This is a genomic window from Sinorhizobium sp. FG01, assembly GCF_002531875.1.
Lineage (GTDB): Bacteria > Pseudomonadota > Alphaproteobacteria > Rhizobiales > Rhizobiaceae > Sinorhizobium > Sinorhizobium fredii_C.
This window is the reverse complement of the sequence record NZ_NWTB01000003.1, coordinates 443783-469101: the sequence shown is the minus strand read 5'-3', so window position 1 is coordinate 469101 and position 25319 is coordinate 443783. Positions and strand designations below refer to the sequence as shown.

The window sequence follows — 25319 nt, the reverse complement described above, 5'->3', positions numbered from 1 at the left end:
GTCTTTTTTCATGGAGGCTATCTTGCCAAGGACAGGCGGAGTCTATTCCCCACCGGCCGGCACCAAGGGGGTGCCGAACACCACGATCCAGAGCGTCCCCTACAATGCGCTGATCGACGACCTGACGGCCGACGCCAATGCGGCGCGGCCGATCACCGCGGGCGGAACGGGCGCCACAAGCGCCAGCGCCGCCCGCGCAGCTCTCGGCGCGCAGGCTGCGAGCGCGGCGCTCGCCTCGATTGCCGGACTTGCAACGGGCGCGGACAAAATGATCTACACGACCGCGGCGGACGCCTATACGACGACCGCTTTGACGCCGTTTGCGCGCACACTTCTGGACGATGCGACTGCCGGAGCCGCCCTTACGACGTTGGGCGTCTCAGCTTTTGCGCAGACCGTGCTCGACGATGCGGACGCTGCCGCGGCGCGGGCAACGCTCGGTGCCAATAACGCATCGAATCTCACGGCGGGCACGGTACCCTCAGCTCGACTCGATGGCGCCTATGTCGACTTCATACAGATTGCCGTAACCACGGATGGCGAAGCGGTCAAACTCGTGGGCTCGGCGACGGGCGACCCCTATGTCGGGTTCTGGAAGGCGACCGCGCGCCAGGGCTACATTCAGCATCGCGACGGCACGGCGAATGGCGACGGTCTTCGCGCAGCCAACGACGTGACCGGCGACTATTTGTACCTTTCGAATGTGAACAGCACCGATGCGTTGAAATTCTACGACAGCTCCGTTGCGGCGCATAACACCGTCTGGCATTCGGGCAACCTCGCTGCTGCAGACGTCAACGCGCTCTATGGCTACACGCCTGCAAGCAATGCGGTACAGGTGATCGCCGGCAGCGGGCTTACCGGCGGCGGCGCGATTTCGGCAAACCGCACGCTGACGCTGGGCACGCCATCCGACATCACCAACTCAACCACAAATTCCGTTAGCGGGACGAGCCATACGCATGCGCTGGGGTTCGTCGCGGCGGAAGTTTATACTGGAAGCTCATCTACCAATACCAGCTTCCCGATTGGGACAGTGCTCACGATGGCGCAGAATGGATCCAACCCTGCGCGGCAAGCTTCAGTTATCCCCTGTTTGTACAGTACCAACGCCTACGTTCAAAGCGGCTATTCCGGGGCAGGCGCAGCGCTTTCAGGTACTTGGCGGGTGCGGGGGATTGTCGCTACGGCTGATTGGCTTGTCGTTCAAAGGACTGCGTAACATGACTAGTACCATGCACGGTAGAATGGAGCTCAACCTGGTCCATGCGGTCGTTGCGACGGAGGAGCCGGACGCTTACGAGCTGTCGATCAATCTTACCGACGTGAGCGGTCAAACCTACGACTGCGAATATCTGTCGAGACCCGATGATAGCTTCGGTTTGAACCCCATCATTCGAAAATGGCTCGCCGACAATCCAAATTTTCCAATCCAGCCTCACACACCGCCGGGGGTAGAGCAGATACGCGCTTCCATGCCCTCACTTTCGGCGCGACAATTGCGTCTTGGACTCATCCACGCCGGGATTTCTCACACCCAAGTAATGGCTGCCATTGACACAATGCCGCTTGGCCATGAAAAGGATCTGGCGCTGATTGAGTGGGAATATGCTACCTCGTTTAGCCGACTAAATCCGCTGATAGCAGTCGTAGGTCCGGCACTCGGCTTAACCGACATACAAATCGATGCGATGTGGACTGTCGCGCGCGATCTTTAACACGCTCTTGCAATGTTCCGTCAGTAATTCGGCACCGTCAACTTTTTTAGTCTGCGCACCAGTACGGCACCGCACGCCCGGCGATGACGTTCTCTAAAGGCAATCAATGACACTCCTGTGGTCAGGTGATGCCTAATTAAAAAAACCAGAAAATCTTGTAACGCGTTTTTCTCCTTGCGTCGTTCCAGCACATCCGAAAGAACTTTAATCTTGTGATGAAGCCAGCTTTCGGAAGCTTCTTAGTTAACTTGTAGCATCCGAAAGTGTATCTCAACCGCTGCCTGAGTCGTTCGCGGAGGCTCTTTGCTCCGTAGCGTTGCTCTGATCCCGATCCCTCGGTGAAATCGTATGTTGGTCCGGGAACGTACACCACCAAATCGCGGACGACAAACTCTGATATAACATAGGATGCTAGACACCACGGGTTTCCCAATTCGAACCAGCGTGCCATTAGTAAGTCTTTCGCGCTGGCCCTGTAGAGGCCGTAAATCCATTCTGCCGGAAACGTTAGATTTCTTGGTACGCGCCCAGACAAATATGCTGGGGTGAAATCGAAGATAGATTTATCTGGAGATTTGATTCGATGTCCGTTCGGTCCAACTAGTTTTGTCGAGCAGGCCGCAAGCAATTTCATAGGCTCTCGATCAAGTGCTTCGACCAAACATGCTAGGAAATCTAGAGAAGAGTAGTCATCGCACGCACGCAGACAAAAATATTCGCCTTTCGCTGCGCCAATTTGGATTGCGCGAGCGAAGTTTTCCGGTGCGCTCACATGCTGCTCGTTTCTGACCACGGTGAAGCGACGATCGGTTCTGCAGAACTGCTCAGCCACGCGAAGTGTGTCGTCTGTTGATTTATTATCAAGAATAACCCCGTGAAAATCTCTAAATGTCTGATCAGCAATGCATTGCAGACTCATCTCCAAGGTCCTAGCCCCGTTGAAAACGGGGAATACGACGACGACTTTCGATTTGGGCATAAGGTCCTCGGAGTTTGCAACGGCGCGACCTTCTCTGTTCTGATCGTTCGGAAGAGTCAATGAATTCGTAGCGCGCAGAACGCGCAGTTCGTCGTCGGCATTACTGAAAATTCAAGGACGGCGCGTTCGCGTCGCGTCGGTCCTTTCCAGCAACAAAGGTAACAATGATGACCCACATCATGCCTGCCGGTCGGCCACCGCAGGATCTACACCACGTTCAGGAGTGCGATTTTGGCGCACGTCCGAACTCGGAGGGGCCAGCGCTTGTCAACCTACTCAGCTGCAACTAAGGATGGATAAAATTTCTAAGGGGTGGAAATGGGTATTCGCGAGTTAAAAAGGCGCATCCGCTTTCTTGTGAATGGAGAGGAGTCCCTTCCGGGCTACCAGGCAGACGGATTTCGCGTGACGAACAAGAATATAGAGTTCATGAACGAGCCAAAATTTGCTTCGGCCTGGAGGTTTTCAGAAGCGGGCAACAGGGAAGCTTGGGCGAAGCGCAAGCGAGTGCCGGACGTCCGATGGCGAGCTCACACTTGCTGCTTCGCCGCACAGCGCGCGATGAAGATCGACGGCGATTTCGTGGAGTTCGGGGTGAATGCCGGCCTGCTTTCGATGACTGTGTGCGAGTATCTCAATTTCGGCGCTCTTGATCGAAAGTTCTGGCTTTTCGACACCTTCGCTGGAATTCCAGAAGGAGAGATGACTGCTCAGGAAGCAGTCCTGGCCAAGCGGCGCAACGCGGGCATCTATTTCGATGTCTACGATATAGCCAAGCGCAATTTCGCGAAGTTTCAGAACGCGGTGCTCGTGAAGGGTTTTCTGCCGCAGACGCTTGATGGAATTCCGATCAGCAAAATCGCCTATCTCTCGATCGATCTTAATGTCGCACGATACGAGAAGGAATGCATCGATCGGGTTTGGGATAAGGTCGTCCCAGGAGCCAGCATTGTGCTTGACGATTATGCCTTTGTCGGGTGCGAAGAGCAGAACGCTATGTGGAACGAGTTTGCCGCTGTCCACGGTCAATCAATCTTGACCCTTCCCACCGGACAAGGACTGATGATTAAGCAATAGGGAACGTTCGGCCTCCGTTCATCATTGATGCTCTAGCATCACGCGTGATGAAAAGAGGAGACCTGAAAATGAAAGGTTTACCGTTCCGGCTTTTTCTCGCCGCTGTTGCAGCCGCTACCCTGACTGCACCGGAGGTGACCTTTTCGCAAGACTTCGACGTCTATATCGGCCGCGGTGGCCCTCGCTACTACGAAGAATACCGACCACGCCGATACTATCGCGAGGAGCCAGAAGCCTATCAATGCACAACGCGCCAGGCGCTCTATATAGCTCGACGCTACCTACGCAACCCTAGGATTGGTCGTACATCGAACGATGTCATCGAGGTGAAGGGCATCGGCCGGCGAGGAGAACGCAATCGCATCATTTTCGGAGCTGAGCCGGGCTGCCCCAGGATTGGCTGATCTTTGAATGCTGTAAGCCCCGCGGCGGGACGGGGCTTTTCTCTGTGTCGCGTTACGCCTTGCAGTCTTGCCTGATCCGCTTCGGCCGATTTTAACAGCATGGACAAAACGGTGCGGGGCGATCCTGCTGAGATTCGAGGCGTGCGTTATCCCGATTGCCCGCAACCTAAAACTGTTTTATGGCTTGCCTCCACAGGGTATTGGGGGCACAAATGGCAAACATTTCAGTGGCGTCGAATTACTCGCTCAACATGAGCGATTTCGATTTCAGCACGATCTATTACGGGACGTCCTACGTCCAGACAGGAACGCTCTTTCGGGTATATTATTCGAACGGTGTCATTGAAGATTTCCGCGGCACTGGCCTCACTTACAACGCCTATGGTGAGCCAATAACCGGCACGATCACAAGCTATGCGGCCTGGTACAGCGGGCAGCAGCTCTTCAACGTGCAGGGGTCGGTCGCTGCTACCAAGATTGTCGCAGCCGCGCAGACCGTCGGTACCAGTGATGATCTTGGTGTCATTATCGAAGTTTTGAAAGGCAATGACACCATTTCGGGTGGCAATCTTGCCGATGTCCTTTACGCCTTCGACGGGAATGATGTCGTTAACGGCAATGGCGGCAACGACTTCCTTTATGGCTATGCTGGCAACGACACCATCATTGGCGGAACAGGCAGTGACAGGATCGATGGTGGGGCCGGCAGTGACACCGCCTCCTATGCCACCGCTTCGGTCGGGATTACGGCGAGCCTGATTGCACCTGCGAGCAACACGAACGATGCCAAGGGTGACACCTACTATTTTATCGAGAACCTCCTTGGCTCGCGCTTCAACGACCTGCTTGTCGGCAACTCAGGGATCAACATCCTCACTGGTGGAGACGGCAACGACGCCCTGATCGGCGGCGCCGGCGGCGACAAGCTCTATGGGGGTAATGGATCCGACACCGCCTCTTATGCCAACGCAGCGGCCGGGATCATCGCTAACCTCGGCATGACGAGCTCCAACACCGGAGACGCGAAAGGGGATAGCTATTCGTCAATCGAGCACCTGATCGGCTCCAAGTACGCCGACGAACTCTATGGCACGGCCGGCGCCAACAGCATCTCCGGCGGCGCCGGCAACGACATCATCGGCGCAGGCTGGGGCAATGACCTGGTCTATGGGGGAGCCGGGGCCGATCGGCTGGTCGGCGGCACGGGCGCTGACAGGTTCGTGTTCAAGGCACTTTCGGAGTCTGCAGGATCGACGTTCGATTCGATCTTCGACTTCATGACCAGCGAGCAGGACAGGCTTGACCTTTCCTCGATCGATGCGAGCACCCTGGCCGCCGGCAATCAGGCATTCGCGTTTATCGGCACTGCCACTTTCACGGGCACGGCCGGGCAGGTTCGATACGTGAAGCAAGCCTCCGACACCTACATCTACGGGGACGTGAACGGCGACAAAATTGCTGACCTCAAGATCCACCTGGATGACGCCGTGACGCTGACGAAGGACTATTTCATCCTCTGATCGCGCTCACCGCAACTGCACAGGGAACCCCGCTCCGGCGGGGTTTTTTATTGCCTATGGGTAGACACTTCCTCTCACAAAAGATGGTGATGCATGGCTCGGGAAACTCTTCCCGTCGCCCTCGAACTCATGTTCGGGGATGAGGGCGGCTATTCGAATCGCAGCTCGGATCGCGGCAACTGGCTGCATGGTGCGCTCGTCGGCACGAAATACGGCGTCACGGGCGCCACGCTTGCGGCGCACCGTGGCGTGAAATCGGTCACTGCGGACCAGGTCAGGGCAATGAGCCGCGAAGAGGCTGTCGACATTTACCGGCGATCGTTCTGGCCGCAGTGCGGCGGCGATCTCCTTCCGCCGGGGCTTGACTATGCCGTGTTCAATAGCGGTGGGATGTCCGGTCCTTCGAGAGCCGTGAAGATCCTGCAGAGCGTCCTCGGCGTGCGCGAGGACGGGCATGTAGGCGAGCAGACGCTCGGGGCTGTGCGCAAGTATCCAGGCGGCGTAAGCACGTTGGTCCATGCCTATTGCGACGCCTACATGCGTTTCCTGCGATCGCTCACGAATGCCAAGACTGGCTTTCCGGTCAACGGTCGCGGCTGGACCATTCGCATCACCGGCAAGGACCCGAAGGGTGAATGGGCTGATCAGCTGGGTGTGGTTGGAAATGCCGCGAGCCTGGCGGCTGACGCCGGCGGCCAGACCGTGGAGAAGCCGCAAACGCCGCCGGAGGCTGCCGCCAAGGCCGATAGCCGCGATACGGGCCTCCGCGAGATCCTGAAGAAGCCTGAGGCATGGGGGCCGATCGGCAGCATTCTCACTGCCGGAGGTGCGATCATCGCTGGCAACGGTCCAGTGCAGTGGGCGCTAGCCGCGATCATGGTTGCCAGTGCCGGCCTCGGGCTCTGGTATTTCGTGCGGCGTGTGCGGGAGGCGGGGTAATGCTCTCGAGTGCGCGCATGGTCGCGGCTGCGGCCACGCTGGCTGTCGTCGCCGGTGTTCTTGTCTGGATCTACCGGCAGGGCGGCGACGGCGTCAGAAACTCCGTCGAAAGGCAAAACAATGAAGCGGCGAATAGCGCTGATACAAAGCGCCTTGACTATGATGCCTGCTCTCATTCTGGCGGGTTGTGGAACTTCGGCGCCGGCAAATGTGAGCGGCCTGCGCGGCGTGGTCGGCACTGACCTCGTCGGTGCTCGCGGCGCGACGGCGGCAGACCAGCGCAGGATTGACAGGACGGTGGTCGGCCTTTGTGCCGCTTCGGTCTGGGTAAAGAGCGAATGCACGAGACACGGGGAGCTCCGCGATGGTTGACGCCACGGTCCACCAACAGCTTGGGACATTGATTGCCGAGGTGAAAAACCTGCGGGAGGATTTCCGCCGTGCGGAGGACAGGTCCGACGCCGGGCGAAACTCCATGGATCGGCGCATGGACGAACTCGTCGAACGGGTTGGAACGCTCGAGACGTCGATGACGCTCGTCAAGGACGACATCGTCGAGATGAAGCCGGTGACCGAGGACGTCCGCAAATGGAAGCTGATAGGCATGGGGGCGCTTGGCGTCATCGGCATCGGTGGCGCGGCACTCGGCGTCACCTTCGCGGATGCGGCCCGGCGGGCGATCATGCTGATCAGGGCAGCGTAGCTTATGTGCGGTGCGCAAACCCCCGGCGCCTTCGGGAAGCTGGCCCTCGTCGCCCGGTTCGAACGGCTCTTTCGCGTCAGTCGTCGTCGAAAAGCAGGAAATCCCGATAGCGCCGGCTGACCAGCCGCAGCGACCGATCCGGCTCGATCACATAGGTCTCGTAAACGCGACGACCGAACGGACCAATGAACTGGTGCGGCACGATGCTGCCGACCGGCGCCTTGGTGAGTTTCGTGCGCGGCTGGCCGCCGTAAGTGATGCTGCCGGGAATGGGTTCAAGGTAGGGCGAGTAGCCGACCGAGGATGTCGTCATCTCGCAGCCGGCAAGCAAGAGGGCCGTGCAGAGCGTGGGAAGTGTGTGTTTCATGGCAATCTCCGAATTGCAGAGTTCCTGCCGAGTCAGTCGAAGATATCGTAGTCGATGCGCCGGCTCGTCAGCCGCAGCGAGCGATCCGGTTCAATTATATAGGTTTCCGAGACGCGGCGCCCAAAATCGTCGAAGAAGCGGTGCGGCACGGTGCTGCCGACCGGCGCCTTGGTGAGCTTTGTGCGCGGCTGGCCGCCATAGGTGATGCTGCCGGGGATCGGCTCCAGATTGGGCCCATAGCCGACGGTCTGTGTCGTACTGCAAGCGCCGAGCATCAAAGCTGCGAAAATCGCGGAAAGGGCACTCCGCATGGCGATGTTCTCCGCTCGGGCGCGACGCCGCTGCAAGGCCGGCATCTGCAGGAGCTTCCTGCACGTTTAACTGGTGCATCATTGTATTCCCGAAGCCGCAACGATCAAAGAGCGGAACGCGTTTCTGCGGATTTCTGGTGAAACACAATATTTCAGTTCAAATTCTCGAACATTTCGGTTGCGCAGAACGGGAGGATTGAATGATTTAGGGCAGCCGGATACGCAATCAGCGACGTCCCGGGGGGAGCGTGGACCTTTTCAGGCGATGACGCGTTGCCGCCCTGCGGGCGTCCTTGTTGGCATGTCGCGACCAGTCCGCCGCAGGTGTTTTGCATGACTGTCGAGCAGTCTCTTTCGTTTCTCGTCATTGGCACGATGATGGTCTTCTTCATCTGGGACCGCTTCCGCTATGACGTCGTAGCCTGTTCGGCGCTGATGCTCGCGGTCGCCGTCGGCATCGTACCCTACGACCACGCCTTCGACGGCTTCAGCGACGATATCGTGATCATCGTCGGCAGCGCGCTGATCGTCAGCGCCGGCGTCGCGCGATCCGGCATCGTCGATGCGGCGATCCAGCGCTTCCTTCCGGAGCTCAATTCGGTGAGGGCACAGCTCGCGCTGCTGGTGGTAACCGTTACGGTCCTTTCGTCCTTCATCAAGAACATCGGCGCGCTTGCCATCATGATGCCGGTCGCCTTCCAATTCGCCCGGCGCTCGAACGTGCAGCCTTCGGTCTTCCTGATGCCCATGGCCTTCGGCGCGCTGATCGGCGGGCTCATGACGCAGGTGGGCACCTCACCGAACGTTGTCGTATCGCGTATGCGGCAGGAACTGACCGGCGAAAGCTTCAGCATGTTCGATTTCACGCCTGTCGGCGCCTCGCTGGCGTTGGTCGGGGCGATTTTTCTGCTCTTTGCCTATCGGCTTGTTCCGGAGCGAAAAAGCCAGCAGGTCTCGGTGCAGCACGCGATCGAAATCACCGATTATACGTCCGAGGCTATGGCGGCCCCCGGTTCCCCGGCGATCGGCAAGTCGCTCAGCAACCTCGTGAAGCTCGGCGACGGCGGCGCCGTCGTCATCGCCATCTTCCGTCGCGGCACTCACCTGGCGCCGCTCCCCGACGTGGTCATCGAGGCCGATGACATTCTGCTGCTTGAAGGCGGCCCTGCTGCGCTGGACCGCATCGTTTCCCAGGCGAAACTGAAAATCTCTGGCGATCGATCGCCAACGTCCACCGAGACGGCGAGGGCGGAGATTGAGGCGATCGAAGCGGTGATTGCCAGCGGCTCGCCGCTGGTCGGAATGTCTGCGGAGCGGCTCGCCCTGTTTCACAATCACAATATCAACCTGCTTGCCGTGAGCCGCCAAGGCGAACGGCTGAAGCAGCGCCTCGGTAGCATAAGGCTGCGGGCCGGCGACATCGTCGTCTTGCAGGGCCGGCGTGCGGAACTGCCGGCGTTCCTTCAGGATTTCAGTTGCTTGCCGCTCGCCCAGCGGGACATCCTGCTCGGGACCACCCGACGTGCCCCCGTGCCGCTGATCGTGTTGGCGACGGCCATGGGCGCGACGGCGGTCGGCATTCTGCCGGTGCAGGTTGCTTTCTTTGCCGCAGCGCTTGCCATGGTGGTCTTTCGCGTCATTCCGCTGCGGGAGGTTTATCGGGCCGTCGACGGGCCGATCCTCGTCATGCTAGCGGCGCTGATCCCGGTCAGCGACACGTTGCGCACGACCGGCGGCTCAGACCTGATAGCGAGCTGGTTGAGCGGCATAGCGGTCAACCTGCCTCCGGCCGGCGCGCTCATGCTCATCCTCGTGGCGGCCATGGCTGTGACTCCGTTTCTCAACAATGCCGCGACGGTGCTCGTCATGGCGCCGATCGCCGCGAGCTTCGCATCGGCGCTGGACTACAGGCCTGATGCCTTCCTGATGGCGGTGGCGATCGGCGCCGGTTCCGACTTCCTGACGCCGATCGGCCACCAGTGCAACACGCTGGTGATGGGGCCAGGCGGCTATCGCTTCGGCGACTATCCGCGGCTCGGCCTGCCGCTCTCCATCGTCATCATCCTCGTCGCCGTGCCGATGCTGATGTGGGTCTGGCCGCTTAGATAAGGAAAGATCCTCGCTGATCTTGTTGCCTCTGTCCGGCGACCGCTCGCCTTCGGGCCTGTTGGAGGTCCGCTAGCAGAGGCGGCGCTGAAGAGTGAATGGGCGGCATTGAAGATCGACGGTGGAAACCGCAAGATCGGCTCCTATCTGAAGAGCGAGTCACGAGAGGCGGTCACATGAACGATGGGGCGGAAATTTGCACGCCGGAAGAGGTGCTGGAGTTCTGGTTCACGGAGCTTTCCTATGACCACTGGTTCACGCCGAGCACCGAACTCGATCGTCAGTGCGTGCAGCGCTTTCAGGCATCGCATCTGGCACTTTCACGGAACCTCGACGATGGCTGGCGCCAGACGCCGGGCAATCGGCTCGCCGCGATCATCCTGTTCGATCAGTTGCCGCGCAACATGTATCGAGGCTCGCCACTCGCCTATGCGACCGACTGCCTCGCGTTGCGCGAGGCAAAGCTCGCCATAGGGGCCAGTGCCGATATTGCGGTGCCGGCGGAATGGCGTCCGTTTTTCTACATGCCGTTCGAACACTCCGAGAACCTCACCGATCAGACGATGTCGGTGAAGCTGTTTACCGCGCTCGGCGACCCCGGCTATCTCGACTATGCCATTCGCCACCGGGAGGTGATCGAACGGTTCGGGCGCTTTCCGCATCGCAACGCGATCTTGGGGCGCACTTCGACGCCGGCCGAAGAGGAGTATCTCGCGCAGCCGGGGGCGGGCTTCTAGACCAATCGTGCTAATACAGGTCAACTGCGCCGCTTGTGGTCTCAACAGACGCAAGGACAGCGGACATCACGCAAGGGAGAAACGCCATGAGCATGAAAAGGCTGCCGTGGGAGGGCGGGTGCCGCTGCGGACGGGTGCGCATCGAGGTCAGCGCTCCGCCGCTTGTCACCATGGCCTGCCATTGCACGGGGTGCCAGCGCATGACGGCGAGCGCTTACTCATTAAGCGTCGCGGTCCCGAGCGAGGGCTTCGCGGTAACCAAGGGAGACCCGGTGATCGGCGGACTGCACGGCGCGACGCGCCACTATTTTTGCCCGCACTGCATGAGCTGGATGTTCACCCGCCCCGAAGGGATGGATTGGTTCGTGAACCTTCGTGCGACGATGCTCGACGACGCCAGCTGGTTCGCGCCTTTCATCGAGACCTGGACAAGCGAGAAATTGCCATGGGCGGCCACGTCCGCCGTCCATAGCTACGAAACCATTCCGGCGATGGAGGAGTATGAGGGCCTGCTGCAAGGATATGCGGAATGGGCCGGGAAGCCCGACTCGTAGAACGTCGCTTTGTCTGCGGAAGAACGCCTCGTCTCGGACTTGGGTGCTGTGAAACAATTGTGAATTGGCGCCGATTCACGTAGAAATTCATCGCTCCGGGGCGGCTTTTGCATCTTTTCGCCGTCTTGCCTATGCACAGGAGACGAGCTGATCGCTCAGGCGATTTCGTCTGTGTGGCTCCCGGATTTCGAAGGATATCGAATTGCATTCCGCTGCGAAATTGACCGTTCTCTCGATTGCCATTTCGTTCGTCGTGCTGACGCTCGCCGGGGGCGGCACGGCGACGGCCCAGCAGGCGGCGCAACCGCAACAGGCCGCGCCTTCGACGCCGACGCCTGCGCAGCCGCCCCAACCGAGTCCGGAAGCGCAGTCCGCGCCACCCGCTCCGGCGGCCCAAGGCGAAGCCGACGAGGCCCCGGCAAATGCTTCACCCTTGCTGCAGCAGGCGGAAGACCAGCTCGACCAGGCTGACCGAGAGCTCAAGCGGCTGGCCGATCGTGTCGGCGCCGCTGCCGATGACGATACGTTGCTTGCCGAACTCAAGGTCCAGGTCGACGAGCTGTCGAAGCAGATCATCTCGGCATCGGTGGCGACGCGGTCGCGTCTCGACGAAATCAAGGCGCGGCTTGCCGAGTTGGGCGATCCGCCGGGCGAGGGCCAGCCGCCCGAGGCGGCAATCGTCACCGAGGAGCGAAAGCGCCTGCTGGCCGAGCGCGGCGCCATCAACGCTCTGACCGGGAGAGCGGAAAATCTTTCCGTTGAGGCCAGGAAGCTCGCCAACGGCATCACTGCCACCCGCCGCGCGCTGTTCTCCAACACCCTGCTGAAGCGCACCGAGGTTTCCGTGGCGATGTTGAGCGAGGCGATCACGACCACCGCTGACGAGAGCAGGGCATTGTGGCGCAGCGTCAGCAGCTGGCTGACGTTTGCGTGGAACTACAAGCGCATTCCCTTCTTGACCGCGATCTTTCTTTCGCTCTGCGGGGCGATGATTTTTCTCGTCGGGGGCTATAGGTTTTTCTCGCCGTTCATTTTGCAGCACGAGGAGCAGGACGAGCCCACTTATTTCCGGCAGCTTTCGCTGGCCTTCTGGTCCACGCTTATTCCGACCATGGCGCTCATCGCCTTCGCAACCTCGAGCTATTTCTTCCTGAGCAGCTTCAATGTCTTGCGGCCGGACATAGCACCGATCATTGCGGTTACGCTTGGCATGGGTGTTGCCGTCTTCTTCGTCACCAGGCTGGCGAGTGCCGTGCTGTCGCCAGCGCGCTCGAGCTGGCGTCTCGTGCGCGTTTCGGATCGCGGTGCGCGCATGCTGATGGCGCCGATCTTTGCCATGGCGCTGGTCAACGGCCTCGACTACTTGCTCGGAAGCATCAGCGATTCCCTTGGTTCGCCGGTCCTGCTGACCGTCGCCAAGAGCTTTCTCGCATCGATCATCATCGGGCTGATATTGATGTCGATGGCATGGATCCGCCCGACGCTCAGGCAGGACGAGCCGTTTGACGCACCCGGTCGTCCGTGGCCGCGGTTCATTTCCGTGTCGCTGCTGTTGTTGGGAGCAGGGCTGATTGCAATAGCCCTTGCCGGGTATGTCGGCCTGGCGCGGTTCATTGCCACGCAGATCATCGTTACCGGCGCCATCCTGGTGACGATGTATATCGGCATTCTCACCGGTCGATCGGTCTCCAAACAGGGCGCCTTCGCGGAAACGGTCGGGGGACGCTATCTCGAACGTCGCTTCAAACTGGAACAGGTGGGGCTCGACCAGATCGGCCTTGTCGCCGGCCTCGGCATATATGCGCTCGTCGCGCTGTTTTTCATCCCGCTGATCCTGCTGCAATGGGGCTTCCAAATCGCGGATATCGAATCCTGGGTCTATCGGTTCGTTACCGAGATCCGGATCGGAACGATTACGATCTCGCTGGTCGGCCTTCTTGCGGGCGTGCTCTTCTTCGCGATCGGCTTTGTCGTCACCCGTTGGGTGCAGCGCTGGATCGACGGCAACGTCATGGCGCGTAGCCGTGTCGATGCCGGCGTGCGCAATTCCATCCGCACCGGCATCGGCTATATCGGCGTCGGCCTTGCCGGCCTCATCGGCCTGTCGGCGGCGGGCATCGATCTTTCAAGCCTCGCTCTCGTCGCCGGTGCTCTCTCGCTCGGCGTCGGTTTCGGCCTGCAGAACATCGTCTCGAATTTCGTCTCGGGCTTGATCCTGCTCGTCGAGCGGCCCTTCAAGGTCGGCGACTGGATCGTCAGCGGCACGACCGAGGGCTTCGTCCGGCGCATTTCCGTCCGCGCGACCGAGATCGAAACCTTCCAGCACCAGTCGATCATGATGCCGAACTCGCTGCTCATCAACGCATCGGTCGGCAACTGGACGCACCGAAACAAGCTTGGTCGCTCCGAAATTACCATCACGCTCAGCTATGCCAGCGATCCGCGCCGGGTCATCGAGCTGCTGCACGAAATCGCCGCCGCCCATCCGATGGTCCTCAAGAATCCGGCGCCGAATGTCGGCTTCACGGCCTTCGGCGACGAGCGCATGACTTTCGAATTGCGCATCTATGTCGCCGACGTGCTGACGGCGGGCAACGTCCGCAACGACATCCGTGTCTCGATTTACGAGCGTTTCCGCGACGAGGAGATCGGCGCCCCATTCCCTGTGAGGGTAGAGGACACGACGCCGGAGGAGGCGACGCCATCCGACATCGAGCTACCAGCGGCTGAGGAAGACAAAACCGAGATTCAGGCGGAGGAGAGCGAGACGCGCCGCCGGTCCTTCGGTGCGCGCAGCAGCAGCCGCTAACGCGAATGAATTTCGAAGCTTCGGTAGCAATTCGAAGTGCTACAGCGCCCCGCAGTAAACGACGGTGGCACGCCCTCATGTGCTTGTCACAGCGACGGCGCGTCGGCAGCGCAGAAGATTTTTAACTGCTGGATTCCTGTGACAAGCACAGGAATGAGGGAGAAGAGCAGTGCGTACGGTAGACGACAAGGCGTATTCATGCTGCTGTCGTGCACTGTGGCGTCTGAGGATGCACGGCGCCGTGTAGGCGACTTGCAGATGCTCTTCGGCGCCGCAAGGTTATCGCCGCAGTGCCGGAACCGGCGCGTCCACGCGCCGGTTCCGGAACATGCTGTCAGAGCCCGGCCATGGCCTGGGCGACCGGCGCGACGTGTGGCCATACCTCCAAGGCGCCGCGATAGATCATATCGAGAGCGACGTAGAGAATGATCGCCAGGCCGACATAGGCGATCCAATGGTAGCGGGCGAGCAGCTTGGCAATGAAGGTTGCCGCAACGCCCATCAAGGCGATGGAGAGCATGAGCCCGAAGACGAGGACGGTCGGATGCTCGCGTGCGGCGCCTGCGACCGCAAGCACGTTGTCGAGCGACATCGACACGTCTGCCACGACGATCTGGGTCGCGGCCTGCCTGAATGTCTTCTTCGGTGCGTTGGCGTCGTCCAATCCAAGCTCTTCATGGCCGCCTGAACGAATCTCCCGCCACATTTTCCAGCAGACCCAAAGCAGGAGAATGCCGCCGGCGAGGAGAAGGCCGATGATGGCCAGAAGCTGGACCGTGAAGGCCGCAAGCACGATGCGAAGCACGGTCGCCGCGATAATGCCGACGAGAATGGCCTTTTTGCGCTGCTCGATCGGCAGGCCCGCTGCCGCGAGGCCGATCACGACGGCGTTGTCCCCGGCAAGCACGAGGTCGATGACGATAACTTGCATAAGCGCCAATAGTCCGGCGGACGTGAAAATCTCCATAAGCTATAATCCTTGTATACCCTGATCCCCGAAACGCCGGGCCGGCGTCGCAAACGCATAGACCGTCAACAATCGCCGGATCAAGGGGCAGCTGGAGATCTCGTCCAAAGATATTGCGGAGATCGGCAAATTGCCCCGCCTCGGGCTTCGCTTCCCCGTGTCGAAGAACACGATAACAAGTGCCCGCCTTCGTGCTTCTGAACGACAGCTCAACGCGCCATTCAGCGCCTATTCAGCAGTTCTCTCATAAAAAGCATGCAATTCAACCGGCCATTGTCTAGGTTGGCGTCGGCTGAAGGGGGGGCCGGTAGTTTTTGCCACGGGGCGAAAGGGTGACCGGCCAAAGGGGGGCGGCGCGCGGGTAGCGCGCCGATGGCGATGAAGACAGTTGTTGCTGCCTTGCTTTGCGGCATGTTTGCCGCTGGCGTCGCGAACGCTGCAATGGTGACCAACAAGGATGGCGAATCCGCCATATTGGTGATCGTCGAGGGAGAAGGCCGGATAGAGGTGGTCGTCGATTCCGGCGCTACGGAAATGATTTGCCCGAGCGGCTGCTTCGTGACCGCGCCGAGTGGCGACCATATTGGCCTTCAAGGCGACGAGACCATCGAAATCGTCAACGGCTCCGTTGTGGTGAAGTAACTGAACAGCCGGTCGCGTGAAGGCGGCGGGACGTGGTGCCCCGCCGCTCCTTAATGCTGGACAATTGTGTCCAATGGCTCAGGCGTGGTGAGCGCTGACTGCCTTGACCAATTCGCCTGCCAATTGCTGGCTGGTGCAGTGGGAAATGTCGCCCAGCGACAGCATGCCGACCATGCGCTTGTCATCGTTGATCACCGGCAGCCGCCGGATCTTCTTCGACTCCATCAGGTGAATGGCGTCTTCGACGGATTCATTGGTGCGGCAATAGACGATCTCCCTGGTCATAACGTCGCGAGCCGTCAGCGAGGAGACGTCGCGGCCGTTCGCCAATGCACGCAGAGTGAGATCGCGATCGGTTACCATTCCGATCAAGCGATCGTTCTCGCCGACCGGCAGCGCGCCGATGTCTTCCTCCTTCATGATCCGCGCGATGGTTCGCAGATCCGCGTCCGGGCCGATCCAACGAACACCGGAATGCATCGCTTCTTCGGTTCTCATCATATCCTCCCTTGCTATACTCAGCCGCATTACACGCCTGAAACATGGCCAATCGTTGGAATCCGGTGTTTCGATGCGAATTCGGCACGAACTTTACACGTTCGTGGAAAAGATGCGGTCCACAGTCGCGAAAATCGCTCACGTCAATTTTCGTCGCCGTTCGAGTTCCGCTTCGGATGGCTGATCGAATTCGAATGAACCGGTGACGACCGGTCCTCCGCGGATATATTTGTTGACCGTGACGCCGGTTCCGGAAAGCTTCGAACTTACCAGTTTCAGCGCCATTGGCGCTGTGCCTTCGCCGAACAGTCGCTTGCCCTTTCCGAGAATGACGGGAAAGTACGAGATATACATCTCGTCCACCAGGTCATGGCGGAAAAGGGTCTGGAGGAAATCGGTCGAGCCCTGCGTCAGCAGGTCCGGTCCTTGCTCAGCTTTCAGTTCTTGCAGTGTAGCAAGCACGTCGTTGCCCAATGTCTGACTGTTCTTCCAGTCGAGCTTCAGGTCCGGATTGCGCGTCGCGACGTATTTGGTGATGCGGTCGAACAATGAGCCGATCGGGTCGTCCGCGCCGGCATAGGGCCAATGCGCCGCGAAGATCTCATAGGTCTTCCGGCCAAGCAGGAGGTCAAACGGCTTGGCGAACATCTCGTCCACCGCTTGTCCCATGGCCTCGTCGAAATAGGGGAAGGCCCAGCCGCCATATTTGAAGCCGCCGACGGGATCTTCGTGCGGTCCCCCCGGCGCCTGCATGATTCCGTCCAGACTTACGAATGCGCCAACGATGATCTTTCTCATTATCGCTCTCCTTAGTCGCCTCCTGATATCGACTAAGACGGATGGCGGGGGCTGATTCCGACAGCCGCCAGCGACAATTTCGGCCTAACTTCCAAAATCGATCAGGTCAGTCCTCATGATAAAAATAGCGGCGCCATTCTCCTTCGCCACCACGGCGTCCCTCGCGATAGGTCCGGCGCCAGACGCGGCGTTCGCAATAGCCGTCCTCGCAGTAGGTGTCGACGATCCGCTCGTTGACGACTCCGTTGTTGGATGAACTGTTCGAGCTCGTGTTCGACGATTGACTGCCGGCCTCGGCCTTTCCGGTTGTCATCGCTGCGGCGACAAATAGAAACGGCAGGATACGTATGGCTTCCTCCTTCACTCCCGCCAGAGTGGGCCTCCGAGCCTGAACGTCCACTGAACGATGGACTCCAGGAGTGCGGCACCTTTCTCAGTCGCGGCCTCACGGAATGGCGAAGATGCTGATCTCGGTGGCAATGCCGCGCAGCGTGACATTGTGTGACATCGGGCTCAGACCCCGATCCGAAAGCAGGTTGGAGGCTCGCGGGTCTTCGAGCACAGAGCCGGTCGCGAAGATCTCGCGCGACGTGGCCAGATGCTGGACGCGCGAGGCGATGTTGACGGTCTGGCCGAAATAGTCCTGCCGCTCGTTCAAATTGACGGCGATGCACGGTCCTTCGTGGATGCCGATTTTCAGGAGCAGGTCCTCGCTGCCGCGTTCGTCATTGAGCTTGCGCATGGCGTCGCGCATCCGCATGGCCGCGGCGACCGCCCGGTCCGGTGTCGGAAAGGTCGCCATCACGGCGTCGCCGATCGTCTTGACGACGGCGCCGGCCTCGGCCGCAACGATCTCGTTCAGGACCCGGAAATGCGCCCGCACCAGATCGAATGCGGCCAGGTCGCCGACGCGCTCGTAGAGCTCGGTCGAACCGCGCAGGTCGGTAAAAAGGAAGGTCAGGCTAGTGATCTTCAGCCGTTGGTCGACGTCGAGCATGTCCGTGCGGTAAATGTCGCGGAAGGTCTGGTTGGAGAGCAGCCGCTTGGCGGTGAGGAACGGCCGCCGGCGGCCGAGCATGCCGTGCAGCGTCTCGTTGGCCATGCAGACCGAGGGGAGGGTGCGGACCTCCGCATGGTTTTCCACCTGAATGCGAAGCGGGCCGGGCTGCATCTTCAGCGTTTCGGCATGCCGGTGCGCGCGGTCGAAGACGAGGGAAAGATTGCGTCGTTCCCTGGTCGGCTCGCCGCTGACATCCAGGAACTGCGCCGCATGCGTCACCGGTTCGAAGACGATGACGAATTCCGCCGGCAGCTGCAGCGAGATGACCGCCTTTTCGCCCGGCGGCAGTTCCAGCGTCTCGATAATGAACTCGTCGAATTTCTCCTCGTAGTCGTCCTCGGGCAGATCGATGCCGGAGCCCCAATACATCTGGCGGAAATATTCGATCGGCGGCAACTCGTGCGGATTGTGTGCCTCGACGTGGCGCACCCGCGGGCTCACCGTGAAGGTCACCTCGACCATCTCGTCGAGGGTCGGCTCGTAGCCTGCAGCACAGAGCGCACAGGTATATTCGGTGCTCTGCACCGTCTTCAACGACGTATTGGCATCGAGCACGCCGCCGCAGCCGGGGCAGAGGACATTCCAGGAAAGCTCGAAAATGCCGAGCCGGGAGGCGTGCAGGAAGCCCGCGATCGTTTCTTCCTCGTCGAGCCCCTCGGCGCTAGCAAAGCCGAGCGCATTGATGCGGCAGAGCTTGCGGTCGGGCGCATCGCGAACCAGCCGCTCGAAGGCATTAGCGACCTTCGGCTTCACAGACTGGCGCAGCACTTCGAATAGCGTCTGAGCTTCACCCATGCCGGCATTCTATACGGAAACTGACGCGTGGTCAGGCGATTTGTCTTGTCTAACGAAGGCGAGCGGCCGCTTAGAGAAAGAGGGGCGCTCCTGCTTTCGCCGGCCAGGATGAGGGTAATCCATTCGCAAGCTTTACTGCGGCGCTTCACCCCGCGATTCCTCCCATTAACACCCGATAAAGTCTCTTCCCTTACGATGCTTTCGGGGACACTCTTTCACATAGGCGATCAATGTCATTCTTCGGCGTTTCCGGAATGTATTATTCCGGCGAATCCCTTGGCGAGCACCGCATTGTGCTTGCCGAGGACTCCAACCTGTTCTCATCGATGGTTTCGAAACGACTGAAGGAGTTGTTCGATATCGACGTGATCGTCTGCCGCGACTACGAGGATTTGCAGTTTGCCGTGGAGAATGCGTCCTTTCCGGCCTCGCTTGCCATTTCGAACATCAACCTGCCGGGTGCGGAGAACGGCGAGGCGCTCAACTATCTGATCGACATGAGCGTGCCGACGGTCGTCTTCACCGGTTCCTTTCAGGAGAAGACGCGTGAGGCGATTCTCGCCAAGGACATCGTCGACTATGTGATCAAGGACAGCGTCTTTGCTGTCGACATGCTGGCGGAATCGGTCTGCCGGTTCCTCACCAACCAGAAGCATCACGTGCTGATCGTCGACGACAGCCCGACCGCTCGGGCGCTGCTGACAACGCAGCTGAAGCGCTACAATTTTCGCACCAGCTCGGCCGAAAGCGGTGCGGCGGCGCTTGAGATCCTGAAGAACAATCCGGATATTGCGCTGGTCATCACCGATTACAACATGCCGGATATCGACGGCTTCGAGCTGACGCGCCGGATCCGCTCGGCCCACGGACCGCATCAGTTGCGCATCATCGGCGTCTCATCGTCGACCAACCGCTTGCTTTCCGCGCGCTTCCTCAAGGCTGGCGGCAATGATTTCGTCGTGCGTCCCTTCGTCAACGAGGAGTTCTATTGCCGCGTCAACCAGAACCTCGACACTTTGACGAAAATCAAGACTTTGAGCGAAAGGGTGAAAATTCCCGCCTGACGCTCGCGAATTTTCAAGCAAGCAGTTGAAATTCCATGCTGGTGGTTGCTGCGTTAACGAAATTGCAACCGGCAGCCCGTTCAATCGCGGCAGATGAACTGGGGATTCCCAGATAGGCGCATCTCACCGGGGGCTTCGGTGACGGTGTGAATCGGCGCAATTGCATATTGGGTCACGGGGCTCCGCCGCACGGATCGGATCGCGCAGAGGCAAAACCTTGGCGTCGCTGCGACCGGGGACGAGCTGCCGCAGGGGATGGGGTTGCAGGGGTCGTGAGATTGCGCCGCGCGTCGGGACGGGCGAACCATATTCAGAAGCACCGCGACAAGCGTCTGCTGCTCGTCGAGGATTCACGGATGTTCGCGGCCGCTCTCAAACACGGGCTGGAGCTTACGCACGGAATAAATGTCGCCCATTGCGCCTCGCTCGCCGCGGTGAAGGCCGAGGTTGCTGCGGCGGAGGAGTGGGTGTTTTCGCTCGCGGTCCTCGATCTCAACCTGCCCGACGCCCCGAATTGCGAGGCCTTGGACTTCATTCTGGCGAACAATGTCCCGGCAATCGTCTTCACCGCCGCCTTCAACGACAGCACCCGCGATCAGATCCTCAACCGGGGCGTTGCCGATTGCATTGTCAAGAACGAGCCAGAGTCGATCGAGCGGCTGATCGCCGCGGTCGACCGGGTCCTCACCAAGGGGCGAACCAATGTGCTGCTGGTGGATTCCTGTGCGGCCTCACGGGAGCAGATGGCCGGCGTCCTGCGGCGGGGGCTATTTGCGGTGATCGAGACGTCGGAAGCGTGGGAAGCATTGCAGGTCCTGGACCAGGGCGGGGCAGTCGACGTGGTCGTCACCGATACGGGTCTTGCCGACCTTGCCGGTCTCGCCCTGCTTGAAGAAGTGCGCAAGCGCCAGGGCGAGGATGCCGTACCGATCATCGGTCTCTCGGAACAGGGCGATGCACGACTCGCTGCGCGCTTCTTCGAGGCCGGCGGCGCGGATTTCATCCGCAAGCCTTTCCTCGAGGCTGAGTTCAGCGGCCGCGTTCGGCACGCAGCCATGCTTCAGAAGCGCATTCAGGCCCTGAAACTCGCAGCGGCCAGCGACTACCTGACGGGAATCTTCAACCGCCGCCATTTCTTCATGACCGGCCCGCGCCTGGTTGATCAATATTTACGACGCGGCGAAGGGACCTCGATCGCCGTCCTCGACATCGACCATTTCAAGCGCTTGAACGACACCTACGGCCACGAGATCGGCGATCTCGTATTGAAGCATGTCGCCCGGCAATTAAAGACTCTCGTTGGAGAGGAGCATCTCCTGGCGCGGCTCGGCGGCGAGGAGTTCGGCATCCTGTTCGATGGCCTCGGCGTGCGCGACGCATTCGCCTTTTGTGAAAAACTGCGGGCGGAACTGGCGAAGACGAAGATCGTCGCCGACGATGAGGAGCTGGCGATCACCGTCTCGATCGGTCTTGCGACGATCGAGGCGCCGGAAGCCTTCGAGAACTACCTGCACGCCGCCGACCAGTTTCTCTATATGGCGAAACACGCCGGGCGAAACCGCGTCATTTCCGAGCTGACGCTGCTCGATGCGCTGGCGTCGTGAGGGTTGACGGGCCGGCTCGCGGTCCGCCTGCGATGCCTTGCTTCAGTCGGCCTCAGCGCGCCATCTGCAGCGTCAGCTTGCGCTCGGCGCGCTCCTGTTGCGGCGAGCGGTTGTAAAGTTCGCGATAACACTTGGAGAAGTGCGAGGCGGACACGAAACCGCAGGCGACGGCCACCTCGACCACCGGCATCGACGACTGGATCAGCAGATGCCGGGCGCGGTCAAGGCGAATCTCCAGGTAATAGCGCGCCGGCGAGCGGCCCATCTCCTGTCGGAACAGCCGCTCGATTTGGCGGCGCGACAGGTCGGCGCTTTCGGCGATTTCGAGGAGCGAGAGCGGCTCTGAGAGGTTCGCTTCCATCAGTTCGATGATCGAGAGGACCTTGGCGTTCTGGACCCCCAGGCGGGCGCGCAGTGGAAGCCGCTGGCGGTCATGCGGACCGCGCACGCGATCGGTCAAGGCCTGCTCGCAGACCCGGTTGACGAGGCTTTCGCCAAAATCCTGGTCGATCAGGTTCAGCATCATGTCAAGCGAAGCGGTGCCGCCCGCGCAGGTGTAGATGTTGCTGTCGATCTCGTACAGGTCGGCATATACCTCCGCCTGCGGGAAGCTCTCGGAAAAGCCGGGCAAGTTTTCCCAGTGGATGGCGCAGCGCTTGCCCGTGAGCAGGCCCGCGGAGGCCAGCACATGGGCGCCCGTACAGAGGCTGCCGACGGCGATGCCGCGATTGTAGACCTCGCGCAGCCAGGCATTGACCGATTTGTTCTGGAACTCCTCGACATAGACGCCCGAACAGACAAGCACCATGGAAGGGCGGTTTTCGCCTGCCAGGAACTTGCGCTCGTCCGCAAGCGAGGTGTTGACCTCGAGGGCAATGCCGGCCGAGGAAAAGACCTTCTGACCGTCGGTTGAGGCGAGGCGCCAGGTGTAAGCCTCGTAGCCGAGCATGCGGTTGGCGATGCGAAGCGTTTCTATCGCCGCGGAGAAGGGCAGCATTGAAAAGTTCGGCACCAGAAAGAAGACGAGCGAGCGCTTTTTGGTCAGAGGCTTGTTCATGAGGCTTCCCATGCTGGACGAGGGTGTCTATTCGTCGCTTGTAATATGTCATCCGGCTTGTCTGTTTACGACATTGGCATGGAAAGCCGCGACCGGGAAGAAATTTCGCATTGCGACATCGAGCCGCGGGCTCTTCTCAGGCGGGAGGAGTTGCTGATTGCACGAAAGCGACAGACGTCTTGGCTGAAGTGACGCATTTCGACAAGAAACGCCGCCAAGCGTCCGATGTGTACCGCTCATGACGTTGGTTGCACATTTTGTAAATTACGACTTTCTCGGGGAGGGGGAGACGATGTCGGTATCTGACAAGAGCCGAGCCGGGGCTGCCTTAGCGAGGGTCATGTGCGGGACCACACCTCCGATCCAGCATGATCGGATTGCCTCGGAAGGTGGCGCAACGCAAGAAGGGCACTCCGGTCGGGAATGCCCTTCTTCATTTCATCAGCCCCTGCCAGGCGCGGGGCTTTCGACAGGTCGTGTCGCTGTTCATTGTTCCGTCTTGTGCACCGCGTCGTCGACGGAAGGGAAGCCGATATCCTTCAGCGTGTCGTAGGAGAGGTTCTCCAAGATGCGCTCGTTACGGTGCCGCTTCCAGGCGGCCCAGGCGCGGGCGCGCAGGCTGAAAAGACCGGGCAAAGCCGCAAGGCTCTGGCTCGACGATGAAGAATGTTGGTTCATAGACATTGCTGGTTCCTTCTGAGCTTCTCAAAAGGTCGCGACCATGTCTTGGTTATGGCGCAACCTGATTGATCAATCAAACGAATATGTTTGATGTTTTCCATCAAACATGGTGATCTCTTACTGCTGCACGTAACAGCTTGTATCAGGGCTCCTGATCACCTTCTGTTCCGCTTGTAACAGGTCATTTCTGACCCTTGCCGGCAGTTTCGCCAATTGGCGCCGGGTTTCCACTCGGTTTCTGGCGAGCTTGGTCGCGCGCCTTCTCTCCGCGATCCGCTCGATGAAGACCTGGGCTCGCGACAGCATTGCGAGAACGAGATCGCCGTCGTCGCCTGCATGCCGGACGACGTGATTGTGTTGCGGCGCAGATCCGCCGATCGGGTCCTTCCCGAATGAAGGAGTGCCACTGATCCGTCGTGCGGTTGCGGCGACGTTGTCGATCGCCAAAGATAGGGCGGTCATGACCTTGCTCCTTTGTGTTTTGCGGGTGCTTCCCCGCTTCCTTGCGAGCTTGACTATCGCCCCGATGTAATATTCAATCAAACGAAATGGAGTTAAGCTATCTTTCAGTTTTTCTGAATGAGGAGGCCGCCATGAACATGATCCTGCGCCACGCGCTTCCGCTTCTCGAAATGGATGTGTTGAAGACCTTCGTCGCCATTGCCGAAACCGGCAATTTCACGACTGCGGCCGAAGCCGTGTACCGCACACCCTCCGCGGTCTCGATGCAGATCAAGAAGCTCGAAGAGACGCTGGGCTGCACGCTTTTCCTGCGCGACGCGCGGTCTGTCTCATTGACGCCGAAGGGCGAGTTGCTGCTCGGCTTCGCCCGCCGGCTCCTGTCGCTCAACAACGAGACCGTGTCTCGCTTCCTGCTGCCCGACATGAACGGCGTCGTCCGCGTCGGCGCGCCGGAAGATGTGGGCGAGCGCATCCTTCCGGATGTGCTGAAGCGTTTTGCCGAGACCTACCCGAATGTCACGGTCGACGTGTCGATCGGGATGAGCAACGCCATGCGCAAGCGGGTCGACGAGCACCGGCTCGACATTGCCATTTATAACAGCCTTTCCGACGAGGCGTCCAAGGACGGCGAAATCCTGATGCAGGAAAAGCTGGTTTGGGCCGGGGCCAAGTGCGGCAACGCGCATCTGCGCGATCCCCTGCCGGTGTCGATGTGGGAGGACGGATGCGTATGGCGCGCCGATGCGGTCGAGAAGCTGTCGCGGGCCGGGCGCAAATTCCGCGTGGCGTTCCTGAGCGCCTATACGACGGGACAACGTGCTGCGGTGCGCGCCGGCCTCGCGATCGCGCCGCTGCCGCGCTATCTAGTCCAAGGGGAGATGGTGCAGCTCGGCGAGCGAGACGGGCTGCCCGATCTCGGCCATTACGATATCGGGCTGAAGGTGGTTGAGGATGCACCGGCACCGGTACTGGCGGTTGCCGAACACGTCCGTGAGGCTTTCGCCGAACTCCAACTGCATACGGGCAGGATGGCCGAGGCCGTTTAGCCGAGGCTCTTGCGGCCTGCGACGAGGCCTCGTCCTGGCTTGACGGACATAAGTAGCAGCTTATAATAAGCCATGACTTATGAAGCTAGAGTCTTTGCTGCGCTGGCCGATCCGACACGAAGGGCGATTTTCGAGCGCCTTGCAGCGCGTGGGCAGTCCGTTTCCGAACTGTCGCGCACCATGCCCGTATCGCAACCGGCGATCTCGCAGCACCTGAAGGTCTTGAAGGAAGCACGGCTCATTCGTGAGGAACCCGCGGGGGCGCGGCGGATCTACTCCATCGATCCCGTTGGGTTGGGACCCTTGCGGCAGTGGCTGGACCGCTTCTGGACTGACCAACTCGCCGCCTTCAAATCCAATGTCGAAGCGGCGGCCGATCAGGATAAAGACTGAACGACTATCTAAAAGAGGCACACAACCG

General features: G+C 60.1%; 28 protein-coding genes. 17 read left to right on the top strand and 11 right to left on the bottom strand.

Features of this window, described 5'->3' with window-relative positions; genetic code table 11:
• The first annotated feature begins 10 nt into the window (after nucleotides 1-10).
• A complete protein-coding gene (locus CO656_RS04970) occupies nucleotides 11-1222 on the top strand; it encodes a hypothetical protein (RefSeq protein WP_097524982.1) in 1212 nt (403 codons plus the stop codon).
• A 1-nt stretch (nucleotide 1223) separates the two neighbouring features.
• Entirely contained in the window at nucleotides 1224-1718 is a 495-nt protein-coding gene (locus tag CO656_RS04965) for a hypothetical protein (RefSeq protein ID WP_097524981.1), read from the top strand.
• Between the two features lie 136 nt (nucleotides 1719-1854).
• On the opposite strand, the gene CO656_RS04960 is transcribed toward CO656_RS04965, so the two are convergent.
• Complete coding sequence (locus CO656_RS04960) at nucleotides 1855-2697, bottom strand: glycosyltransferase family A protein (RefSeq protein ID WP_097524980.1); 843 nt, start codon at nucleotides 2695-2697, stop codon at nucleotides 1855-1857.
• 318 nt (nucleotides 2698-3015) lie between these two features.
• Between CO656_RS04960 and CO656_RS04955 the strand changes: the two genes are divergently transcribed.
• The 6 genes from CO656_RS04955 (at nucleotide 3016) to CO656_RS04930 (ending at nucleotide 7340) form a co-directional block, all read left to right on the top strand.
• On the top strand, nucleotides 3016-3774 hold the full coding sequence (locus tag CO656_RS04955; RefSeq protein ID WP_037386506.1) for a TylF/MycF/NovP-related O-methyltransferase: 759 nt from the start codon (nucleotides 3016-3018) through the stop codon (nucleotides 3772-3774).
• A gap of 68 nt (nucleotides 3775-3842) precedes the next feature.
• On the top strand, nucleotides 3843-4178 hold the full coding sequence (locus CO656_RS29595) for a hypothetical protein (RefSeq protein WP_052035560.1): 336 nt from the start codon (nucleotides 3843-3845) through the stop codon (nucleotides 4176-4178).
• A 212-nt stretch (nucleotides 4179-4390) separates the two neighbouring features.
• Nucleotides 4391-5698 carry a calcium-binding protein gene (locus tag CO656_RS04950; protein ID WP_234819693.1) on the top strand — a complete coding sequence of 436 codons (1308 nt, stop codon included), beginning with the start codon at nucleotides 4391-4393 and terminating at the stop codon, nucleotides 5696-5698.
• A 93-nt stretch (nucleotides 5699-5791) separates the two neighbouring features.
• On the top strand, nucleotides 5792-6637 hold the full coding sequence (locus CO656_RS04945) for a glycoside hydrolase family 108 protein (protein WP_234819692.1): 846 nt from the start codon (nucleotides 5792-5794) through the stop codon (nucleotides 6635-6637).
• Nucleotides 6638-6757: 120 nt separating this feature from the next.
• Complete coding sequence (locus tag CO656_RS30725; protein ID WP_234819691.1) at nucleotides 6758-7009, top strand: hypothetical protein; 252 nt, start codon at nucleotides 6758-6760, stop codon at nucleotides 7007-7009.
• Complete coding sequence (locus CO656_RS04930; protein WP_097524976.1) at nucleotides 7002-7340, top strand: DUF1515 family protein; 339 nt, start codon at nucleotides 7002-7004, stop codon at nucleotides 7338-7340. The genes CO656_RS30725 and CO656_RS04930 overlap by 8 nt, the downstream gene beginning before the upstream one ends.
• Nucleotides 7341-7416: 76 nt before the next feature.
• Here CO656_RS04930 and CO656_RS04925 read toward each other — a convergent pair whose 3' ends face one another.
• Together CO656_RS04925 and CO656_RS04920 are read right to left on the bottom strand one after the other, a co-directional pair.
• Nucleotides 7417-7707 carry a hypothetical protein gene (locus CO656_RS04925; protein WP_037423529.1) on the bottom strand — a complete coding sequence of 97 codons (291 nt, stop codon included), beginning with the start codon at nucleotides 7705-7707 and terminating at the stop codon, nucleotides 7417-7419.
• A gap of 32 nt (nucleotides 7708-7739) precedes the next feature.
• Entirely contained in the window at nucleotides 7740-8018 is a 279-nt protein-coding gene (locus CO656_RS04920; RefSeq protein WP_097525075.1) for a hypothetical protein, read from the bottom strand.
• A gap of 333 nt (nucleotides 8019-8351) precedes the next feature.
• On the opposite strand from CO656_RS04920, the gene CO656_RS04915 reads away from it, so the two are divergent.
• From CO656_RS04915 to CO656_RS04900, 4 genes are all read left to right on the top strand, one after another.
• Nucleotides 8352-10127, top strand: a complete 1776-nt coding sequence (locus CO656_RS04915) for an SLC13 family permease (protein WP_097524975.1) — start codon at nucleotides 8352-8354, stop codon at nucleotides 10125-10127.
• Nucleotides 10128-10300: 173 nt separating this feature from the next.
• Complete coding sequence (locus tag CO656_RS04910) at nucleotides 10301-10861, top strand: DUF924 family protein (protein ID WP_097524974.1); 561 nt, start codon at nucleotides 10301-10303, stop codon at nucleotides 10859-10861.
• Nucleotides 10862-10947: 86 nt separating this feature from the next.
• Nucleotides 10948-11415, top strand: coding sequence for a GFA family protein (locus CO656_RS04905; protein ID WP_097524973.1), 468 nt, complete (start codon nucleotides 10948-10950; stop codon nucleotides 11413-11415).
• A gap of 202 nt (nucleotides 11416-11617) precedes the next feature.
• Nucleotides 11618-14224 (top strand): mechanosensitive ion channel family protein, encoded by a 2607-nt coding sequence (locus tag CO656_RS04900; RefSeq protein WP_097524972.1) that lies wholly within the window; start codon nucleotides 11618-11620, stop codon nucleotides 14222-14224.
• 334 nt (nucleotides 14225-14558) lie between these two features.
• Here the strand turns inward: CO656_RS04900 and CO656_RS04895 are convergent, their stop codons facing one another.
• A complete protein-coding gene (locus CO656_RS04895) occupies nucleotides 14559-15191 on the bottom strand; it encodes a TerC family protein (protein WP_097524971.1) in 633 nt (210 codons plus the stop codon).
• A gap of 378 nt (nucleotides 15192-15569) precedes the next feature.
• Here CO656_RS04895 and CO656_RS04890 point away from each other — a divergent pair, with 378 nt between their 5' ends.
• The gene (locus CO656_RS04890) at nucleotides 15570-15833 is read left to right on the top strand and encodes a hypothetical protein (RefSeq protein WP_097525074.1); all 264 of its coding nucleotides are present in this window, start codon (nucleotides 15570-15572) and stop codon (nucleotides 15831-15833) included.
• Between the two features lie 78 nt (nucleotides 15834-15911).
• Here the strand turns inward: CO656_RS04890 and CO656_RS04885 are convergent, their stop codons facing one another.
• The 4 genes from CO656_RS04885 to CO656_RS04870 all read right to left on the bottom strand — a co-directional run bounded on the left by CO656_RS04885 (nucleotide 15912) and on the right by CO656_RS04870 (nucleotide 18984).
• The gene (locus tag CO656_RS04885; RefSeq protein ID WP_097525073.1) at nucleotides 15912-16331 is read right to left on the bottom strand and encodes a CBS domain-containing protein; all 420 of its coding nucleotides are present in this window, start codon (nucleotides 16329-16331) and stop codon (nucleotides 15912-15914) included.
• A gap of 138 nt (nucleotides 16332-16469) precedes the next feature.
• A complete protein-coding gene (locus CO656_RS04880; protein WP_097524970.1) occupies nucleotides 16470-17129 on the bottom strand; it encodes a dihydrofolate reductase family protein in 660 nt (219 codons plus the stop codon).
• 106 nt (nucleotides 17130-17235) lie between these two features.
• On the bottom strand, nucleotides 17236-17529 hold the full coding sequence (locus tag CO656_RS04875; RefSeq protein WP_234819689.1) for a hypothetical protein: 294 nt from the start codon (nucleotides 17527-17529) through the stop codon (nucleotides 17236-17238).
• A gap of 45 nt (nucleotides 17530-17574) precedes the next feature.
• A complete protein-coding gene (locus CO656_RS04870; protein WP_097524969.1) occupies nucleotides 17575-18984 on the bottom strand; it encodes an adenylate/guanylate cyclase domain-containing protein in 1410 nt (469 codons plus the stop codon).
• A gap of 230 nt (nucleotides 18985-19214) precedes the next feature.
• Here CO656_RS04870 and CO656_RS04865 point away from each other — a divergent pair, with 230 nt between their 5' ends.
• Complete coding sequence (locus tag CO656_RS04865; protein WP_097524968.1) at nucleotides 19215-20048, top strand: response regulator; 834 nt, start codon at nucleotides 19215-19217, stop codon at nucleotides 20046-20048.
• 272 nt (nucleotides 20049-20320) lie between these two features.
• Nucleotides 20321-21652 (top strand): diguanylate cyclase, encoded by a 1332-nt coding sequence (locus tag CO656_RS04860; RefSeq protein WP_097524967.1) that lies wholly within the window; start codon nucleotides 20321-20323, stop codon nucleotides 21650-21652.
• A 52-nt stretch (nucleotides 21653-21704) separates the two neighbouring features.
• On the opposite strand, the gene CO656_RS04855 is transcribed toward CO656_RS04860, so the two are convergent.
• The 3 genes from CO656_RS04855 to CO656_RS04845 all read right to left on the bottom strand — a co-directional run bounded on the left by CO656_RS04855 (nucleotide 21705) and on the right by CO656_RS04845 (nucleotide 23852).
• Nucleotides 21705-22709 carry a GlxA family transcriptional regulator gene (locus CO656_RS04855; protein ID WP_012708387.1) on the bottom strand — a complete coding sequence of 335 codons (1005 nt, stop codon included), beginning with the start codon at nucleotides 22707-22709 and terminating at the stop codon, nucleotides 21705-21707.
• A 486-nt stretch (nucleotides 22710-23195) separates the two neighbouring features.
• Nucleotides 23196-23393, bottom strand: a complete 198-nt coding sequence (locus tag CO656_RS04850; RefSeq protein ID WP_037423570.1) for a hypothetical protein — start codon at nucleotides 23391-23393, stop codon at nucleotides 23196-23198.
• A gap of 114 nt (nucleotides 23394-23507) precedes the next feature.
• Nucleotides 23508-23852, bottom strand: coding sequence for a hypothetical protein (locus CO656_RS04845; RefSeq protein ID WP_097525071.1), 345 nt, complete (start codon nucleotides 23850-23852; stop codon nucleotides 23508-23510).
• A gap of 131 nt (nucleotides 23853-23983) precedes the next feature.
• Between CO656_RS04845 and CO656_RS04840 the strand changes: the two genes are divergently transcribed.
• Together CO656_RS04840 and CO656_RS04835 are read left to right on the top strand one after the other, a co-directional pair.
• Nucleotides 23984-24898, top strand: a complete 915-nt coding sequence (locus CO656_RS04840) for a LysR substrate-binding domain-containing protein (RefSeq protein ID WP_037423573.1) — start codon at nucleotides 23984-23986, stop codon at nucleotides 24896-24898.
• A 72-nt stretch (nucleotides 24899-24970) separates the two neighbouring features.
• Nucleotides 24971-25291 (top strand): metalloregulator ArsR/SmtB family transcription factor, encoded by a 321-nt coding sequence (locus CO656_RS04835; protein WP_037423576.1) that lies wholly within the window; start codon nucleotides 24971-24973, stop codon nucleotides 25289-25291.
• The last annotated feature ends 28 nt before the right edge of the window (nucleotides 25292-25319 follow it).